Raw genomic sequence first — 19,170 nt, forward strand, 5'->3', positions numbered from 1 at the left:
TCCGAATTATTGTAACCGCTGCTAATTACTTTACCTAAAACTATGACTGGGACATTAATCAAAGCCAAAATTCCCCCTTCTACTCACGAATTTGCCGACATTATCCACCGTTTAGAAGCGGGTGGTTCCATGTTACCGGATACTCCCGAAAACCTGATGCAAATTATCGGCATTTATAAAGCTTATGCCGTGCCGATGGATTTTTATTGGCGAGATCTGCTCTATATTGCCGAACGAGTTTTCCTCGATCCTTTGCCCTTTTTTAAATATTTTCTACCCCAAGAATACCTAGACCTACAAAATCATTACGCTGGCGATAATGCCGATTTACGCATCTGGCGCGGTACGGGTTCTGCTCACCCTGAATTGTTAGAATTCATGGATAAAGGTAAAACCAGAAAAATGCCCAGATTAATCCATCATCTTTGGCATGACCGCGTTAATATGGAATTTGCTGAAGCTTGTATGCAAGCCATGTTATGGCATGGCCGCGATATGGGTTGGGGTTTATTTGATGCCTATCTTGATTCAGAAGAATATCGCCAAAATGCCGACCGCGCTATTAAGGCCTATTTCAAGAAAAACCCCGTGATGATGAAACTTTATGACCTGTTCCCCGATATGTTTTTGGAACAGGTGCGGATGATGTCCTACTACTCTAATTTAGGACTATTCTGGGAAGTGATGGCCCCGGTGTTTTTCGAGATGTCTGATATCTACGATGAAGGCGGGTTTAAAGGTGTTCCCGATGCTATGAATTTCCTAGTTAATGGCATTTTTGCCATCGCCGGCCGGCCAATTTACCATCACGTTTATATTGATGGTCAATGCTACGAAATTATCCCCAAATCAAAGGCTTTTACTTGGCTTTATGAAGCGGCTTTACCCTATGTGGAAGCGGTCTTTTATCGTACTGCTCCCTTCCGGGGTACAAAGTCCTATAATGCCCAAGCAAAACAGGTTCCCGACCAACAAAAAGACTTTCACTATGGTATTCTTTACGCGGATGTTTTCCCCGTGGGTACTGCGGGAATTCCCCCGACGTTGTTAATGGATGATATGTATCATTTTTTACCCCAATATCTGATTGATTACTATCAACAAAACTGCCGGGGGGAAGACGATATTTTGATTCAATTGGGTATTACTTTCCAGCGATCGATGTATAATGTTACTTCGGCAGTTATTCAAGCTCTACGCACTGCTTTACTCTATCCCCTCGACGATCCTAATCCCAAACATTTACTCAAAAATCGTCAATTCTTTGAGGCACAAATGGACAGATTTAAACGCCCCGAAGCGCGTCTTAGAGATATCCAAAATCCTAATTATCGTTAAGGTTTCTTGATTATTTTTCTGGTGGGTTTATCGCCCACCTTTTTTGATATAATGAGATAACCGACACCCAACCTCAAAAAAGATGACCACTTTTCCCATCATCGACAATAACGAGTTTTGTGCGGATGAGGTAAAATTTCCCCCCAGGGATATCTGGAGTGAGGAACCCCCCTTGGAAAGCTACGCTCATTTACAACAAATTCTGATTTTACTTCAATGTTTAGAATGGTTATGGCAAGATCGCAATGATTATTTTGCCGCCGCTAATTTGAGCATTTATTATAGTCCTAATCAGAAAAAATCTGAGGATTTTCGCGGGCCAGATTTTTTTGTCGTTTTGGGAACAGAAAGACGCTTAGATCGAAAAAGTTGGGTAGTTTGGGGAGAAGGGGGCAAATATCCCGATGTTATCGTGGAAATTCTCTCTCCTAGTACCGCCAAAATAGATCGCGGCCAGAAAAAACAAATTTATCAAGATATTTTTCGCACTCCCGATTATTTTTGGTTCGATCCTGAAACCTTAGAATTACAAGGATTTCGGCTAATGGAAGGGCAATATCAAGCAATTGAACCGACGGACCGGGGTTGGTTATGGAGCGATCGCTTAGGCTTATTTCTGGGTATTTATCAACAACAATTACGCTATTTCAATAGGGAGGGTGAATTAATTCCTACCCCCGCAGAAGTGGCTAAACAGGAACGTCAAGAGAAGGTTTTAGCCTTACAACAAATAGAACAGTTAAAATCTCGCTTACGCGAGTTAGGAGCCGATTTAGAAGGTATTTAGAGCCAGTTTTTTTGAGGAGAAACAGGTAAATTTTCCGTAAATTCCCCCACCCCTAACACCTCACTCCCCTCTCCCATTTAGATAGTCAACAGCTTAGTATTTTTTGCCTCTTGCCTGACTGGGAGTCACAAGTCTAAGCTAAGAATAGCTTGCCAACCCGTCCCGACCACCGGATAACTGATAGAATGAATGATTCTAACGCTAATTCTCCCGCTCAATCCTCAGAAGAGACAATAGATGAAACCAATTGGGTAGATCTGGGGGAAGAGGAGAAACCCCTAGATAAACCCACTGCCAAACCTATCCAACCATCTCCTCTCAAGTCTATCGCTACCCTGATCACGGTGGAGACGGCTTTTTTGGCCAGTGCTACCAGTTTAATCTGGTTAATTGACTATTATTTTCCCCTCGGACCGTTATTAAGGGTTTTCTTCCCGATTCCTATCGCTTTAGCCTATTTACGTTGGGGCGCTCGTTGTGCTTCCATGACAGCATTAGTTTCCAGTTTACTTTTGTCGGTGTTAATGGGACCGACTCGCAGTATCGTCTTTTTGATTCCCCACGGCTTGATGGGGTTACAATTGGGGCTATGCTGGCGCCGGGGTGCGCGCTGGGAATTTTCTATCTTGACTGGGGGACTGTTGGGTGCTTTTGGTTTATTCTTTCGTTTTTGGCTGTTTTCAATTCTTTTAGGCGAAAATCTCTGGTTATATGTGATTACCCAAGCGACTAATTTTATCGATTGGATTTTCACCCAGTTAGGGATTCTCGCTAAACCGACGCTGCTGCAAGTGCAATCGATAGCAGTTGTGGGCATATTTGTCAATAGTTTATTATACTTATTTGCCGTGCATTTAGTGGCGTTATTAGTTCTCGATCGCCTCGGTAATCCGATTTCTCGTCCGCCCAAATGGGTGCAGGTCATACTAGATTATGAGTGATTATTTAGCGCTTTATCGTCAGTATCTCCAGTCAATTAATCCGGCACTGGATGGAGAGTTTTTAATCGCAGAAAATCTATCTACTAATTGGGATGAACCAGAAACGGCTTTAGATTTTCATAACTGTGCGGTGATGGCTTTAATTGAAGCGGAAAATTCCCCAATGCGATCGATGTATGTGGAGATGGCTTTTCAATCTCTGCAAAGAGTCCTATAAATGGCGGTTTATCCCCTTGCTACTGCCCATTTAGCTCTAGTTTATTATCTAGTAGGCGATCGAGATTTAGCGGCACAAAATGCTTTTAATGCTTTAGTCCAAGTGCTATCATCGGTGAATGCTAATTACCCCCAGGGTTTAATTTACTATTTTCCTGCCCATAACCGACAGGAATTATTAAGGGATTTATTGGAGACCGCTAATTATAGCGAGCAGACCTTGTTCTTATCCACAGAAATATTATATCGCTCATCCCTAGCTTTTTATAATCAAAATGGGGTAAGATTTCTGGAATTAGCCAATCATGTTAACCCCAATTCCTGTCATCTCAATCGTCAATTAGGTATCGCCAAATTAATTAATCAACAGCTAGAAGGTTTATTTCATCTCCATCGCGCCGTTAATCTCGATCCGGAAGATGCCGAGAATTTGCAAGCCCTTTATTTGGCCTATCGGGGATTAGGACAACAACAATTAGCTAATTTTTGGTTAGAAACAGCGAAAGTAACGGGTAAAAGTTGGACAAATTTAGATATAAATCAGCCCTTTACCTATCTAGATTTTGATCGGGATATTACCCTAGCTGTAGAAGCAAGTTTTCGCAGTTTTGTCACGGGAGTTTTACTCGCGCAAGGGGATTGGTTTGAAGCAGAAATGGAATTTTGGCGCCATAGTATTAGGGAAGGAATGACGGTTATTGATGTGGGGGCAAATGCCGGAGTTTATACTTTTAGTGCCGCTCATCGAGTCGGAAAAACGGGAAAAGTTATCGCTATCGAACCTTTTTCCCAATGTATCCAGTTACTAGAAGAAACCTGTCGGGTTAATCAATTTTCTTGGGTTTATCCCTGTGGAGGAGCGGCCAGTAATCAAAGGGGAAATGTTTATTTATCCCTGTATCAAGCTAGTGAATTAAATGAAGTCGTTACCGATGCAGCCCAATTAAAGTCAGACAATTACGAAGCAGTTCCCTGTTTTACCCTCGATAGTTTAATTGATACCTATCAGTTAGAAAGGGTGGATTTACTCAAAATTGATGCGGAGGGCCACGAATTACCGGTTTTAGAAGGTAGTCAACTTTTACTTGAGCGTTTTGCCCCGATTATTCTCTACGAAAATATTGCCGGTAATCAAGGCAGTAATTTAGCCGCGGCCCGATGGTTAAAGGGGAAAGGTTATCGACTATACCGTTATCGTCCCTACCTGCAAGAATTGCTAGAAATCGAGTCAGAAGCCGATTTACAGGGAATTTTGAACGTTATCGCCTTACCAGAACGGGAATTAAGGGATTAAGGAAACCGTCAATCCGGTCATCTCATGAATAATCCTAGCTGGACTAGCGGGTTAATTAATTCTTTAGAAAGCCAAAAGGAGATAAAAAGAAAATTTTAGCCTAAAAAGTCAGCTATATAGCTTTTTAGGTCTATTTTATTGCCTATCATTGCTCCTGACTCCTGAATTCTAGCTATTGACTCCTTTCTTGCCCCGAAAAATTTATCTTGGTCAGGGGATCATCGTCTTGTCAGAGAGTGACCGAGTGAGTTATAGTCGTCTATAAGACTCGATTAAAGCATTTCTTAAAAGAATCGTGGTTTTTGGAAAATCGAAAAGTGCGCTATTTTCCCTTCCACAGAAACCTGTTGCCGAGGGGAGTAACTCAAAAACTCCTTTTTTCCTAGATTCTGATAGACAGAACCGGCGGAAACGGATAAAAAATGCTGTTATCGAGCAAGACTCAGGGATTAATTGAAAATCTCGTCTCCTGGCTGTGCTTACCTAATTGTGGGTCAAGCCGGCAGTTGCCAAACAGACTTAACAACTGAAACCAAGACTCAGTTCCCACGTCTGAGAGGCAGATGAACATCAAGATGAGGCTTTAACGATGCGGACTCATCTTCTTAGAACTTTCTTAACAAGACCAGATTTCCAGAAGTAGCCTCAAAGCATAGACAAATAGCCCATGGTCCGTCGCTTTTGAAACCGAAAGATTGAGGAAATTGAATGCCAAAACAAATAATCATAGCCGAACAACACCATATAGCGGCTGTTTTTTGGGAAGATCAAATTCAGGAATTAGTTGTAGCCACAGGTAATCAGCAGGTGGCCGACATCTATCTAGGATTAGTAGAAAATGTCATCCCCGGGATAGATGCAGCCTTCGTCAATATTGGCGATGCGGAACGCAATGGCTTTATCCATGTCACCGACCTGGGCCCCTTAAGACTGAAAAAAACCGCCGGTGCCATCACGGAATTACTGGCCCCCCAGCAAAAAGTGCTGGTACAGGTAATGAAGGAACCCACCGGCAATAAAGGACCGCGACTAACGGGAAATGTCACTCTCCCTGGTCGTTATCTGGTATTGATGCCCAATGGTCGCGGGGTGAATCTTTCCCGTCGCATCCGCAGTGAAGACGAGCGCTCCCGTTTACGAGCTTTAGGGATTTTGGTCAAACCGGCGGGGATGGGTTTGCTGGTACGCACCGAGGCCGAAGGCAAAGCGGAAGAAGCGATTATCGAGGATTTGGAATTTCTGCAAAAACAGTGGGAGAGCATCCAACAGATGGCCGTCAGCAGCCGCGCCCCGGCCCTGCTTAACCGCGATGATGACTTTATTCAAAGGGTTTTGCGGGATATGTACAGTGCCGATGTCAATCGCATTGTTGTGGATAACCCGGTGGCGGTAAAACGAGTTAAACAGCAATTGACGAACTGGGGCGGCGGCAAAGCTCTCGAAGGGGTTTATATCGACTCCCATCGGGAAACCCAGCCAATTCTCGACTATTTCCGGGTTAACGCCGCCATTCGCGAGGCCCTCAAACCCCGGGTTGATTTACCCTCCGGCGGCTACATTATCATCGAACCGACGGAAGCTTTAACGGTAATTGATGTTAACTCCGGTTCCTTTACCCGTTCGGCCACGGCCCGAGAAACCGTACTCTGGACTAATAGCGAGGCCGCCACAGAAATCGCCCGACAACTGCGCTTGAGAAATATCGGCGGTGTGGTGGTGGTGGACTTCATCGATATGGATTCCCGTCGCGACCAGTTGAAACTGCTGGAATTGTTTAATAAGGCCCTGAAAAGCGATAAGGCCCGGCCCCAGATTGCCCAATTATCGGAATTGGGGTTAGTGGAATTAACTCGTAAGCGTCAGGGGAAAAACATTTATGAATTATTCGGCAAAACCTGTGACCATTGCGGCGGACTGGGCCATTTAGCCCATCTACCCGGAGAAGGCAACGCCATCGCCTTAGAAACCCCCACCCTTAGCCGCGCGGAAAAAGAAACCCTTGTCGTTGCCCCAATTAATACAAAAGTTCTACCAGATAAGAGCGCTCCTAGCGTTGCGGCGGCCGAACCCTATCTAGAAGTTTTCTCCGAATTTGAGGCCGAAGAAAACGCCCAAGAGATAGATCTTTCCTTCCATCCCAACTATCAAGAACAGGTTAATAATTCTCGTCGTCGCCGTCGTCGTCGTCCCTCGGAACTGTTACTAAAAGAGGAACGGAGCGAAAAAGCCTCTACTAACGGTGTTAACAACGAAATCGAGCCGGAATCAGAACCCCAACGCCTTGAGGAAAAACGAGAACGCCCGGCCCGTCTCTCGAAACGGGGAGAAGATGCCGGTGCTGGCAAAAATATCCCCGTCACCGAACGGGAGCGGGTTTCCGTGGAAATGACCCCCGTAGAACAGGAAGTTTATTCTTTAATGGGCATTTCTCCCCTGATTCTGGTGGATAAGGAGTTTAGAGACCCGAAATCGGTGATTGTTTCCGTGAAACTGGCAGGGGAAAGAGAAGCGGAAAACCCAGAAATGCCTGTTACTCCTGAAATATCCTTGACTCCTACCCTAGAAGTCGAGGACACCCCGGTAGAAGCGACGGAAACCAGCGAGGAAGCCGAAAATCGCTCCTTGGTGCGCCGTCGTCGTCGTTCCACCACTAGCGAAGTTGGTCAGGAAATCAACCAAGAAGCTAGTCCGCCACTGACTTTTACCCCCGAACCGATTGCGCCCGAAACTCCAGTTTTTCCGAGCGAAGTCATTCCTTTAGAAACCCCGGTGAGCGCCGAGGTGACGGAGGAGCCACAAGTAGAGGCTGAAACTGCGGTGCTGCGTCGTCGTCGTCGTCGTTCCTCCGCCACTGTCGATGAGTCATGAGCGCAGAACCCTTAATTGCCGGTGTCGATGAAGTGGGGCGCGGGGCTTTATTTGGCCCCGTGGTGGCGGCGGTAGTGGTCACTGTCCCCTCTGATTTTCCGCGGCTGTGGGAGTTGGGGGTCAAGGATAGTAAGCAACTTAGCCCCCAAAAACGGCAAAAATTGAGCCGGCAAATACAACGGGATTTTGTTTGTCGCATCGGTTATGCTACGGTTAAAGAGATCGATCGCTTGAATATTTTTCATGCCTCCCTACTGGCGATGAGCAGAGCTATCGGGAAATTACCCCTTTCCCCCAGTCTCTGCTGGGTCGATGGCAAGCACATTATTAAAGATTTGTCAATCCCCCAAAAGGCGGTAATTCAGGGAGATCAACAATCGCCAGTAATTGCGGCGGCTAGTATCGTGGCGAAAGTCTGGCGCGATGACTTAATTACTCGTTGGCACGGACGCTATCCCGATTATGGACTCGCTCGTCACAAGGGTTATGGCACTGCTCAACACCTAGAAGCGATTGGCAACCATGGACTTAGTTCTCAGCACCGGCTCTCTTTTAGTCCCTGTCAATGATAAGGCGTTGCTGAATCAAGGTATGAATGTCATCGGATGCAAAAGTTAGTTTGGGTCTAGGTTTTAAAAATCCCAGAAAAGAAGATTCATATCTCAAATCAGCAACCCCGTCAAAACTACTCTTCAACAATTTCGACTTCTCTAGTGAAAAGGGGTTCTTGGGTAACAATTTCTACTTCAATAGCCTTTTTCAGGTTAAGTTTTAGCACTGGAGAAATTGGCAAACTTTTCACCTCATTGATGAGATATTCTTGAGTTTCTGTTTCACGACGTTTGAGATAGACTGCTTTCAGCACTGCCTCAATGCCATAACCCGTAACCATGTCACCAATAATAGTAGAGATACCTAAGACCCCAAGTCCACCAATTACCCCTAGCGGACCGCCTAACCCCAAAAGTGCATAAATCATGGGATAGGTTGTACTACTGGATGCGGCAACAGCAATAATGAAAATAATGCCGGGGAGTCCAAGAGAGGCAAGTTTTTGAACGACTTCATCCAGAGAAATTCCCCAGGAAACAAGTTTTTTGTTGATTTCTGCGGGATTAATTCCGAGAAAATCCCAGGCAATGACGGGTGCGGTAGTTTCCGTCATTGATGAGACTCCTAAAATCACTAAGTTGGATTGGTTGCTAGGGATTTCAGTCATATAAAGTCCATGGTAAGGCAAAGGCGTACAATAGCGGCCGTCTAGGGATTCCGATGCCTGGCAGCATTCTACATCAGTCTTACTGTGCACACAACTTGCAGAAAATCCTCAGTTCTTAAAGAAATAGCCATTTCTGGGCATTATCGGGTTAACCCCTAGGGCATATCCCAGAGGGAGGCCAGAATGGGCAAGCTGACAATTTAGATTCTGTCTCTTTTGTCAAGTCCAATTTATACTAAAATTGATACGCTTATCAATCTCGGACAGAGCTATTATTATCACACCGTAAGATTAATGTTAATATCCTACAGTCATCAGTTCATTTTTTTTCATGTCACAAAAGCTGCGGGGACAAGCGTTAAAGCGATCTTAGAACCTTATGCACAACAACCTGAAAAATTCAAAATTAATCGTCCTCCCAGAATGTTAGGAGAGCAAATTAATCCCCTGTATGAAATGTGGGAATCCTCTCTTTGGCACGCTAAAGCCAGAGATATGCGAAAAGAACTGTCAGAGGAAGTATATAATAATTTTTATAAATTTTCTTTTGTCAGAAACCCTTGGGATTGGCAGGTATCCTATTATCATTTTATTCTTAAGCAGAAAGATCATGTTAGATATGAATTAGTTAAATCTCTGGCTGGTTTTGAAGAATACTTGGAATGGGTTATTAGTACAAAAAATCCCTTTCCCAAAGGAGCAACTAAACTACAAAAAGATCTTATTACTGACTTAGAAGGCAGAATCATAGTTGACTTTGTTGGTAGATACGAAACTTTAGAAGCTGATTTTGATCGGGTCTGTCAAAGGCTGAATATTAAAGCTTCTCTGCCCTGTTTAAATAAGTCAAAACATCGTGATTATCGAGAATATTACAACAACAGAACCAGAAAATTAGTAGAAAAACACTTTCAGGATGACATCGCCTTATTTGGCTACACATTTGATGGTTATCAATCCGAAATTGCGGCGGAAAAAATTTTCGTCACAGCCGCCGGGTGTTATTGAGAGTTTACAAAAATTTAGCTAAACCAATTTTCTGCCCCGGGGTTCAAAACCAGCGTCTATGTGAGTGGTTCTAATTAATCTGATCCCCCCGCCTATCGGCACCCCCCTTATTAAGGGGGGCAGGGGGGATCGAACCTAAAATCCATTTTTAATTTAATTATAACCAGCGTCTATGTGAGATATTCTAACAATAGTCCATTGACAAGACAAAATCTAATGATTTCACAAGCATCATCCCCTATTATCTTGACAGAACGAGAAAAAACCCAGCCAAGAAACATGAGTGACCTAATTGTCGATTATTTAGAGCAATTAGGAGTAGAATACGTTTTTGGCATCCCGGGAGGACATAATAGTGCCTTCTACGAAGCCTTAGCACGCAGTGAAAGACGCGGGGGGGTTCGTGCCGTTTTGACTTGTCACGAAACCGGTGCCGCTTTTATGGCTGATGGTTATGCTCGTGAAACCGGAAAAATCGGGGTTTGCTGCGGCACAACTGGACCGGGTAGCACCAATTTCATTACAGGATTAGCCTCAGCTTATGCTGAAGGGATACCTCTACTTGTTATCACCGCACAAACTGCCCTACCTCATTTTAGCTGGAGTGCCTTTCAAGAATCATCCCCCGATACCATTGATACAGTGGCCATGTTTAAGCACTGTACCCGTTATAACACCCTCGTCACCCACCCTAATCAATTAGAAAGAAAATTGGCAGCGGCATTAACAACAGTTTTACATTCACCTTTTGGACCGGCTCATCTTAGTATTCCTGTGAATATTTTCCGGGTTGAGTCTCCCTCATCCCTTGCTTATCCCCAGGTAGTGACTCAAGCTGCTGCATTAGTTGATTTAAAAGCCTTAGATGAGCTTGATAGTACCATAAACAATATCTTAGATCAAGGTCAAACCATCGCCATCTGGGTTGGTCAAGATTGTACGGAAGCCACCCCAGAAATTATGGCATTAGCCGAATTAATTAACGCTTCTATTGTCACAACTCAAGGTGGTAAAACCTGTGTTAATCCTTATCATCCTTTGGTAAAAGGTGTCTTTGGTTTCGCTGGACATCAAACAGCCCGTCAAGCTTTAACTGATGATTCTGTTGCTTTAATTTTAGCGGCTGGGATGAACTTAGGGCAATGGGAAACCTCGGCTTGGGATCAGGCATTGTTAACTAAAAAAATAGTTCATATTCATCACGCAAGGGATTATTTTAAAAGTTCTCCGATGGCCAGTTTACACATTCAAGGTACAATCAAAACCACCTTGGCAGAATTACTAAAAAGATTGCAAAAAACTCGGCAAAGGGGACAAGTAAAACCGCAGTTATCAACCAGCTTATCCCCCGAATTTTCCCAGCCTTATCAACCCGCTCAAATTACCGTTAAAGAACCGGATAGATATCGACTTTCAGAGGATAATTCCCCCGTTAAACCCCAGCAATTAATCGGTGAACTCATACAACATTTTCCCCCAGAAACCCGCTATTTAGTCGATGTAGGTAATTGGTTAGCTTGGACAATTCACTATTTCTTCCCACCCCGTCCGGAAAATTTCCGTTTAGCTGTGGCCACTGCCCCCATGGGTTGGGGAATTGGCAGTGCGATTGGAACAGCTATGGGGGCAAAAAATACCCCAGTGGTTTGTCTTACAGGTGATGGATGTTTTCTAATGCACGGCAACGAACTTGCCGTTGCTGTTGCCGAAAAATTACCGATTATTTTTATCATTCTTAATGATCGATCTTTTGGTATGGTTAAACACCGGCACCGTCAAACGGGAGTAGAATCTTTAGAATTTGCTTTACCATCAGTAGATTTTAGTCAAATTGCTCGAGGAATGGGAGCGAATGGTTATATTATTGGTAATAGTCAAGACTTGCAGGAATTAGATTATGAGGCAATTTATCGGGATGGCAAACCTACCGTCTTAGATGTGCGAATTGATTCGGAATATGTTCCCCCCATAGGAATGTTTTAAGGTGATGAAACCCGTTCAATATTTTCCCTATTCACTATTGACTGAAAAGCGATGTCCTATACAAAGTTAGTGGCCAAGCGATTACTAATTAATTCCTTGCCAAAAAGTGGCACTCATTTATTGGCTAAGTCCGTTGAAATTCTGGGCTATAAAGAACATTTTGAAGATCAAGAAGTTCAAGAAGTGCCTCTATTTTTTAACTATCGAGAAGTTAAAAAAAGAATCGAGCATCAAACTCAATTTAGCCAAAAACAAATTAGCATAGGGGCCTTAACCCCCTACTATGTAGATTTGGCGATTGTTCGACATTGGTTAACTCTTATTGCTCAAAACCGATACATTTTAGGTCATATTCCTTGGACACCTCTGTTAACCCCAATTCTTCAGGAATTGAATTATCAGCATATCTTCATTATTCGTGATCCTCGTGCTGTTATAGCTTCCTCAATTCCCTTTGTTTTAGATACGGGAAAAATGCCAGCAAGACACTTTTTAGAAGAGGATTTTAAGTCCATGTCTCCTAGCCAAAGATTAGATTTTATTTTAGTGGGAGGCTATGGGGCAAAAGCGGGAGTAGAAATCAGAAATTTTGCCGAAGTGTTCCGTTCTATGTTAGCTTGGTCTCAAGAGCAAAATTGTTTATTTATCCGTTTTGAGGATCTGGTGGGAGAACAGGGAGGTGGCAAGTCGGAAAAACAAAGGGAGACGATGGAAAAAATTTGCCACCATTTGGATATTCCTTTTAATGAAACTATTGCTTCTCAGTTGGGGGAGATTTATAACCCTTCTGCTAGAACATTTAGAATGGGGAAAATAGACGGATGGAAAGACTCAATAGAGCCGGCAGATATCGAAAAATTAAACACCTATTGTCAACCATTATGTCAAGAGGCGGGTTATGAAATGTCTTGAGTTATACCTACGGATTGGTCTAATAAATTACCAGTTTATTGGTGATTATTTTCCTAGATATGGTACGATCCTTCCACGACTTAAAATAAGGAAACCCAAAAATGGACTTACAAGCAAATCTTGAGAGATTTAAAAGCAAACACCCCATCAGTCGCAATCATTATATTTCCTATCGTAGTATATACAAAGCTACTCCCAGTCTCAAATTCATATTCAAGCATTATTGCCCGATTTATCATATTTCACTAGATGAGTTTTTTGAATATTATCCGCTTTTAGCGTTTATTGAATACCTTGTCTATGAAACTGATACAGAGATGGAAAGCAATCAAAGGGATAGCAGCCCATCAAGTCAGTCTTCTCTATGGGATTCTAAAAAAATCATCATTCGATCTTTTTTACAGGAATTTGATTTAGAAGATCCTAGGATTTTAAATCAAATGGATAATTTAGGGAAATACATCGAATTGGAAAGTAAGCTATTAACCTCTGAAAAGATCACATTAGAAGACGTAATTCGTGCTTCTGAATTGCGGTCTTCTGACGAGTTAATTCTCCACTGTACCTTGATTGCTATGTCAGGTAAACCTTATAGAGATGAAATTTTTGAGATTATGTCACCTATACATATTCTGCTAGAATTTCATGATGATTTTCGTTCCTATCAAGAGGATAGGGCAGCAGGTAATTATAATACCTACTGGATGTTTCAGAAATTGTATGGAGAGGAAGCACAGCATTATTTAAAGGCAGAAATAGACCGTTACAGTAAGCTATTTGAGGCAACCCTGAAACGATTATCTGAACGAGAACAAGAAGTTTATTCAGCAAAATGGTCTCGTTTATGGCAAAATGTATTTCCCTATTTCTCTAGTGCTGAACTTCTTCGTCAAGCTATTTTAGAAGGGGTTTAAACCTGTTATTTGACTGTACAAACTTATTTGTTTAAAAATTCAAAAAGGAGAAACTAAAATGAACCCGCAAATGTCCCCTGGGATAATTGAAAGAAAAAAAACCGTTAGTCAAATCCCTTATATTTCCTATTATAGTATCTATAAAGCTACTTCAGTTTTAAAGCCGTTTTTTAAGATATATTGTCCAATTTATGACATTTCTGATGATGAATTTTTTGAATTTTATCCACTGTTAGCATTTATTGAATATCTGATCTACGAAACTGATGTAGAACTAGAAGAGAGTAATCAAAAAGATGGCTCACTATTAACTCAAGTTTCTCCTTGGGATGCCAGAAAAAAAATTATTGAATCTCTGTTATATGAACTTGGTGTAGAAGGCTCCGCAATTTTAGCACAAGCAGACAACTTAGGTAAATATATTGAATTAGAAGGTCAGCTAATTGCTTCTGAAAAAATAACTTATGAGGACTTACTTCTTGCTTCTGAACTAAGGTCTTCTGATTTGAGGATTCTACACTCTGCTCTCGTTCAAATTTCAGGTAAACCCTACCGAAGTGAAATTTTTGATCTGATGTCACCTCTAGAAGTTTTAATAGAATTTAATGATGATTTTCGTTCCTACAAAAAGGATATAGCATCAGGTAGTTACAATACCTACTGGATGTTTCAAAAGTTCTATGGAGAGAAAGCACACCATTATTTAAAAGCAGAAATAGACCGTTATAAAAATATATTTGAGGAGAAACTTAAGCGATTGCCTCAAGAAGAACAAGAGATATATTTAGTAACATGGTCTCGTTTTTGGCAAAGATTTCCCTATCTCTCCGATGCCGAACTTATTCGTCAGGTTGCTTTAGAAGGGATTTAAAAAACACATGACTAAACCTGTGACTCAACAGTTAGACCTGAAAGCGGAAGTAAATTTGGATTCCTCGATTCAATTTGAGCAATCGCTTTCCAAGAATGTACTAGAGCCAAAAGCTATCTTATTGACAGGAGCAACTGGTTTTCTTGGAGCTTATTTACTCGAAGAACTTCTCCAGAAAACCAGCGCAGATATTTATTGTTTAGTTCGCTGTTCTAATATAGAAGAGGGAAAAAATCGTCTTCAAAAAAACTTAGAGTTTTATTCTCTTTGGCAAGATGATTTTAATTCTCGTATTATTCCTATTATTGGAGATTTAGGGAAACCTTTATTCGGTCTTTCTCAATTAGCATTTGAGGGATTAGCGGCAATAATTGATATTATTTATCACAATGGAGCTTGGGTTAACTCTGCTCGTCCCTATTCTACTTTAAAACCGGTAAATGTCTTGGGGACGCAAGAAGTGCTAAGATTAGCTAGTAGGGAGCAAACTAAACCCGTTCATTTTGTTTCGACTCTTGGGGTTTTTCTCGGTGATAATCAGGAGGAAATTGGCAGAATCACTGAAATGGATAGCCCTAATTTTGTTAATCTGCAAGGAGGTTATCGCCAAAGTAAATGGGTGGCAGAACAATTAGTGATGGTCGCACAAAAAAGGGGATTACCTGCTTGTATTTATCGTCCTTCAAGAATTATCGGGAATAGTAAAACGGGGATTAACGGTAATTTCCAAGATTTCCTGTGTATTTTGCTAAAGGGTTGTATTCAATTAAAAAAATTCCCCGATTTAAACACACAAATAGATATCGTTCCCGTTGATTATGTCAGTCAGGCAATTGTCGGTTTATCCCAGCAAAAAAACCATGCTGGGCAAGTATTTCATTTAATTAATTCTCAGCTAATTTTCTGGGAAACTTTCTTTAATTCTCTTCAACTTTTAGGCTATTCCTTAGAAAAAGTTGATTATGATAATTTTTATGCCGAATTAAAATATCAATTGTCCCAGTCTCCCAAGAATAAAGTATATTCATCTTTATTACTGCTTTTGAAACTGTCAAAACTATTTTCTTCTGATAAGCTAGAATTTGACGCAACTCGAACATTGATAGAATTAACAGAGCTATCTATCTCCTGTCCCGTTATTGATGAAAAATTGCTCAGTTTATATTTTTCTTACTTTCAGAAAGTTGGCTATTTTCCCCCTATCATAGCCGTAGGTTGGGTTAAGCAATAATAACTCTTGTCTGTCAAATATTATCGACGCTGGAGCGAAACCCAACTGCACCGATGTCTTTAAGAATGTTGGGTTTCACTCAAACCATTGCCTCGAGCAGTTTTGTTGCCAGTATTAAATCGCTCAACCCAACCTACAAGCTATCATAGATAGGCACAAAGTTGTGTAAGGGCTGCTATATATTTTTAAGATTTTGGAAGATAGTAATTGGCCGATGAGGATTCGTAACAATTTCCGACCATATCTGCATGAAATCTCGGTTAATTTGAGTCATTGAATCAAACTCAAAATAATCTTTTTTATATTGCCACCAACCCTTAAGAGAGGGTTTTGGGGAAGTTTTATTTTCCCAGAGTATTAACTCTAAGTCGGGCCTAACCTCAAACTCTTCCATTTCCCAAGATTTCACCTCTAACCCCGGTAGTTTAAATTCTTCTTCGGGGGACTCTGACAAAACCGCAATAACTGCTTTAAAACTAGAATTATCAAGGCGATATTCTGGTTTGATAACTTTTGCTAAATGCTCAAAGGGAATATCTTGATACTCTAAAGCTTCTAATACTACCCTTCGCACTCGCGTTAGTAACTCTTTAACAGTAGGATTACCACTTAAATTAACCCGGAGCAACATTACATTACTAATTAGACCAATTAGAGGCTTCAGGTGTGGATGATTACGAGCGTCACGGGGAGCGCGGATGATAATATCTTCACAGCCACTATAGCTATAGAGTAAAACAGCAAAGGCTGTTAGTGCAGTCATAAATAAAGTGATTCTTTGCTCTTGACAGAGGATGTTTAATTTCTCTGTGAAATCCCTAGGAATTTCAAAATCAAAATTAGTCCCTAGACTTGAAACCGATGAATCGGATAATTTATCGTTAGATTTAGACGGCAAAATCGGGTGTGGGGGAATTTTTAAGGTTGGTGGCTCTCCGGCTTCTAAAATACGTTTATAGTGGTTAATTTTCGGTTCAATTAGTTGAGAACTAAAGGACTTTAGTTGCCATTGAACATAATCAACATACTGGATAGGTAAGGGAGGTAAAGGGGAGGAATTACCTAAGACAAAAGCCTGATAAAGTAGCTCCAATTCTTTAAAAAAGAGCGTCAAGGATGAATTATCTATAATAATATCATGGATGTGAGTGAGGAGAATGTGATCTTTGTCATCCAAACGAATTAATATCAGTCTGATTAAAGGGCCATTAATCAAGTCAAAGGGTTGATGAATAATCTCTTGTAATAATCTTGCTAATTCCTCATTTTTTTGGTTCTCTGGCCAGGGTTGTAAATCAATTATGGGTAGGGTTTTTTCGGTGTAGGGGTTAATTAACTGAACGGGGGAACCGTTGACTTCTCGAAAGGTGACACGCAATATTTGATGGCGATAGATAATCTCATTCAAGCTGGCTGTTAAAGCTGCTAAATTGAGGTTTCCTTTAAGGTAGTGTCGTCTAAAATTACCTGAAAAATGGATGACTGTATTGGATTTTTCATAGGCCCATCTTTTCTGTTGAGTCAAAGATAAGGGAAAATAAGGACAGCCAGATAAGGAATCAATTTTTGGGGAAGAATCGGCAATAAAATCCTCGTCTATGATTAAGGGATTAATTACCTCATTAAATTTTATTTTATCAATTTTTTCGATTAGTTCTGGATGATTTTTCCGTAAATAATCGGCAAATTCGGCCACCGTTGCAGCATCAAGAATAGTTTCTACAGCAAACTTTTTTTCAAAGTGAGACTCTAGCTTCTTACAGAGGGCAATAACTTTAAGGGAATGTCCCCCCAATTCAAAAAAGTTCTCATCAATTCCTACTTTTTCTAATTCCAAAACCTCTGCCCAAATTGCAGTTAATAGTTCTTCTTCTGGATTTCTTGGCGGTGTAACCAGACGAGAAGTGTCATAATTTAGAGGCAATTTAGCTAAAGCTACACGGTCAACTTTATCATTAGGGGTCAAAGGCATTTTCTCTAAAATTACTAATGCCCGGGGAATCATATAATGGGGTAACTTTTCTTTTAGATAGTCGCGCCATTGAGCGAGAACTTGCTCGACTTTAACGGTGGGATTAATAACAGCATAAGCGATTAATTGAGGATCATTTAACTGCTCTTGACGGACAATGACTACCGCTTGGTGAATGGCGGTATTTTCGTTTAAGATACCTTCAATTTCTCCTAATTCAATTCTTAAACCGCGAATTTTAACTTGAAAGTCTATACGCCCTAACCATTCAATATTACCATCGGGAAGATAACGGGCTAAATCGCCGGTTTTGTATAACTTCGCCGATGGATTATCATCAAAAGGATGGGGAATAAATTTTGCCGCAGTTAATTCGGGACGATTGAGATATCCCCTAGCTAAACCTACTCCCCCAATATGTAATTCTCCCGCAACCCCCACAGCCACTTTTTTGAGAGACTGGTCGAGGATATAAGCTTGCGTATTGGCAAGAGGACGACCGATGGTTAAGGGACTATCAGGGCTACATTCTGCTATGGTGGCATCAACGGTGGCCTCGGTGGGGCCATAGGCATTAAAAAAGCGTCTTCCCATTGACCACTGGGCCATCAAGGCAGGGGGACAAGCTTCTCCGCCGACAATTAATACCTGTAGGTGTTTTAAGGGTGCTTGAGGGAGGACGGCTAATACTGATGGGGGAATTTGTGCATGGGTAATAGCTTTTTTTTGCAGAAAATTAAGCAAGTTGTCTCCCGGAAGTAAGGAGTTAGAATTTCCTAGACAAAGTTGCGCTCCCGAAGAAATAGCGGTGAAGATTTCCGAAACGGAAGCATCAAAATTTAAGGAAGCAAATTGCAGAACACGACTTGAGGTATCTAAATTAAATAGTTTAATTTCTGTTTGAACTAAATTAACTACTCCTTTATGAGTAATTAAAACCCCCTTGGGTAGTCCCGTGGAGCCAGAAGTATAGAGGATATAGGCTAAGTTGTCGGAGTTTACAGTAGTTTTAGGGTTTTCTTGACTTTGTTGAACTAGGGACTGATCTTTATTGAGAAAAATTACTTTTATCTGGTCAAGGGGTAGATTTATAAGGGGTTTTTCCTGTGTCAATAAGATAGATATATCGGCATCTTCTAGGATGAATTTTAGCCGTTCTTTGGGGTAAGCAGGATCGAGGGGTACATAACCTCCTCCCGCTTTGAGAACACCTAAAACCCCGATGATCATTTCTAGGGAACGCTCAACACAGATTCCTATTAATTGTTCGGGTTTTACTCCTAATTCAATTAAATAATGGGCGATTTGGTTAGCGCGGTCATTTAACTGCTTATAGGTTAAGGAGGAATCCTCAAAACTTACCGCAATCTGATTAGGGGTCTTCTCCACCTGGGTTTCAAATAATTGATGAATTGTGGTGGAATAAGAATAATTTTCTGCCCTAAAATTCTCCTCAATTGGCTGTAATTGTACTTCAATCATGATTTAAGTAGCTGGTTATAATTAAATTAAAAATGGATTTTAGGTTTGATCCCCCCTTAGTCCCCCCTTAATAAGGGGGGTGCCGATCCCCCCTTAGTCCCCCCTTAATAAGGGGGGCATCTGAAAGTTTTCAA

The 19,170-nt window shown here is 41.5% G+C and carries 15 protein-coding genes; 13 read left to right on the forward strand and 2 right to left on the reverse strand.

Annotation, left to right across the window (positions count from 1 at the left end):
* The first annotated feature begins 42 nt into the window (after positions 1-42).
* The 7 genes from H6F92_RS20535 to H6F92_RS20560 all read left to right on the forward strand — a co-directional run bounded on the left by H6F92_RS20535 (position 43) and on the right by H6F92_RS20560 (position 8,013).
* Positions 43-1,338, forward strand: coding sequence for a CO2 hydration protein (locus H6F92_RS20535; RefSeq protein WP_190359280.1), 1,296 nt, complete (start codon positions 43-45; stop codon positions 1,336-1,338).
* Positions 1,339-1,420: 82 nt separating this feature from the next.
* Positions 1,421-2,125 carry a Uma2 family endonuclease gene (locus tag H6F92_RS20540; protein ID WP_190359281.1) on the forward strand — a complete coding sequence of 235 codons (705 nt, stop codon included), beginning with the start codon at positions 1,421-1,423 and terminating at the stop codon, positions 2,123-2,125.
* Positions 2,126-2,310: 185 nt separating this feature from the next.
* A complete protein-coding gene (locus tag H6F92_RS20545; protein ID WP_190359282.1) occupies positions 2,311-3,066 on the forward strand; it encodes a DUF2232 domain-containing protein in 756 nt (251 codons plus the stop codon).
* Complete coding sequence (locus H6F92_RS26265; protein WP_242030209.1) at positions 3,059-3,283, forward strand: hypothetical protein; 225 nt, start codon at positions 3,059-3,061, stop codon at positions 3,281-3,283. The genes H6F92_RS20545 and H6F92_RS26265 overlap by 8 nt, the downstream gene beginning before the upstream one ends.
* Positions 3,284-4,576, forward strand: coding sequence for an FkbM family methyltransferase (locus H6F92_RS20550; RefSeq protein WP_242030210.1), 1,293 nt, complete (start codon positions 3,284-3,286; stop codon positions 4,574-4,576).
* 708 nt (positions 4,577-5,284) lie between these two features.
* Positions 5,285-7,444: a ribonuclease E gene (gene rne / locus H6F92_RS20555; RefSeq protein ID WP_190359283.1), complete on the forward strand. Its 2,160-nt coding sequence runs from the start codon at positions 5,285-5,287 to the stop codon at positions 7,442-7,444.
* On the forward strand, positions 7,441-8,013 hold the full coding sequence (locus tag H6F92_RS20560; RefSeq protein WP_190359284.1) for a ribonuclease HII: 573 nt from the start codon (positions 7,441-7,443) through the stop codon (positions 8,011-8,013). Before rne ends, H6F92_RS20560 begins: the two co-directional genes overlap by 4 nt.
* Before the next feature lie 116 nt (positions 8,014-8,129).
* Here H6F92_RS20560 and H6F92_RS20565 read toward each other — a convergent pair whose 3' ends face one another.
* The gene (locus H6F92_RS20565; protein WP_190359285.1) at positions 8,130-8,609 is read right to left on the reverse strand and encodes a hypothetical protein; all 480 of its coding nucleotides are present in this window, start codon (positions 8,607-8,609) and stop codon (positions 8,130-8,132) included.
* A 348-nt stretch (positions 8,610-8,957) separates the two neighbouring features.
* Between H6F92_RS20565 and H6F92_RS20570 the strand changes: the two genes are divergently transcribed.
* The 6 genes from H6F92_RS20570 to H6F92_RS20595 all read left to right on the forward strand — a co-directional run bounded on the left by H6F92_RS20570 (position 8,958) and on the right by H6F92_RS20595 (position 15,582).
* A complete protein-coding gene (locus H6F92_RS20570) occupies positions 8,958-9,671 on the forward strand; it encodes a sulfotransferase family 2 domain-containing protein (RefSeq protein ID WP_190359286.1) in 714 nt (237 codons plus the stop codon).
* 279 nt (positions 9,672-9,950) lie between these two features.
* Positions 9,951-11,654, forward strand: a complete 1,704-nt coding sequence (locus tag H6F92_RS20575) for a thiamine pyrophosphate-binding protein (protein ID WP_242030211.1) — start codon at positions 9,951-9,953, stop codon at positions 11,652-11,654.
* A gap of 51 nt (positions 11,655-11,705) precedes the next feature.
* A complete protein-coding gene (locus tag H6F92_RS20580) occupies positions 11,706-12,566 on the forward strand; it encodes a sulfotransferase domain-containing protein (RefSeq protein ID WP_190359288.1) in 861 nt (286 codons plus the stop codon).
* Positions 12,567-12,667: 101 nt separating this feature from the next.
* Positions 12,668-13,480, forward strand: a complete 813-nt coding sequence (locus H6F92_RS20585) for a hypothetical protein (protein ID WP_190359289.1) — start codon at positions 12,668-12,670, stop codon at positions 13,478-13,480.
* A gap of 58 nt (positions 13,481-13,538) precedes the next feature.
* Entirely contained in the window at positions 13,539-14,351 is an 813-nt protein-coding gene (locus H6F92_RS20590; protein WP_190359290.1) for a hypothetical protein, read from the forward strand.
* A gap of 7 nt (positions 14,352-14,358) precedes the next feature.
* Positions 14,359-15,582: an SDR family oxidoreductase gene (locus H6F92_RS20595; RefSeq protein WP_190359291.1), complete on the forward strand. Its 1,224-nt coding sequence runs from the start codon at positions 14,359-14,361 to the stop codon at positions 15,580-15,582.
* Positions 15,583-15,757: 175 nt separating this feature from the next.
* Here the strand turns inward: H6F92_RS20595 and H6F92_RS20600 are convergent, their stop codons facing one another.
* Entirely contained in the window at positions 15,758-19,036 is a 3,279-nt protein-coding gene (locus H6F92_RS20600; RefSeq protein WP_190359292.1) for a non-ribosomal peptide synthetase, read from the reverse strand.
* Positions 19,037-19,170: the final 134 nt, after the last annotated feature.

It is taken from the genome of Microcystis wesenbergii FACHB-1317, assembly GCF_014696875.1.
Lineage (GTDB): Bacteria > Cyanobacteriota > Cyanobacteriia > Cyanobacteriales > Microcystaceae > Microcystis > Microcystis wesenbergii_A.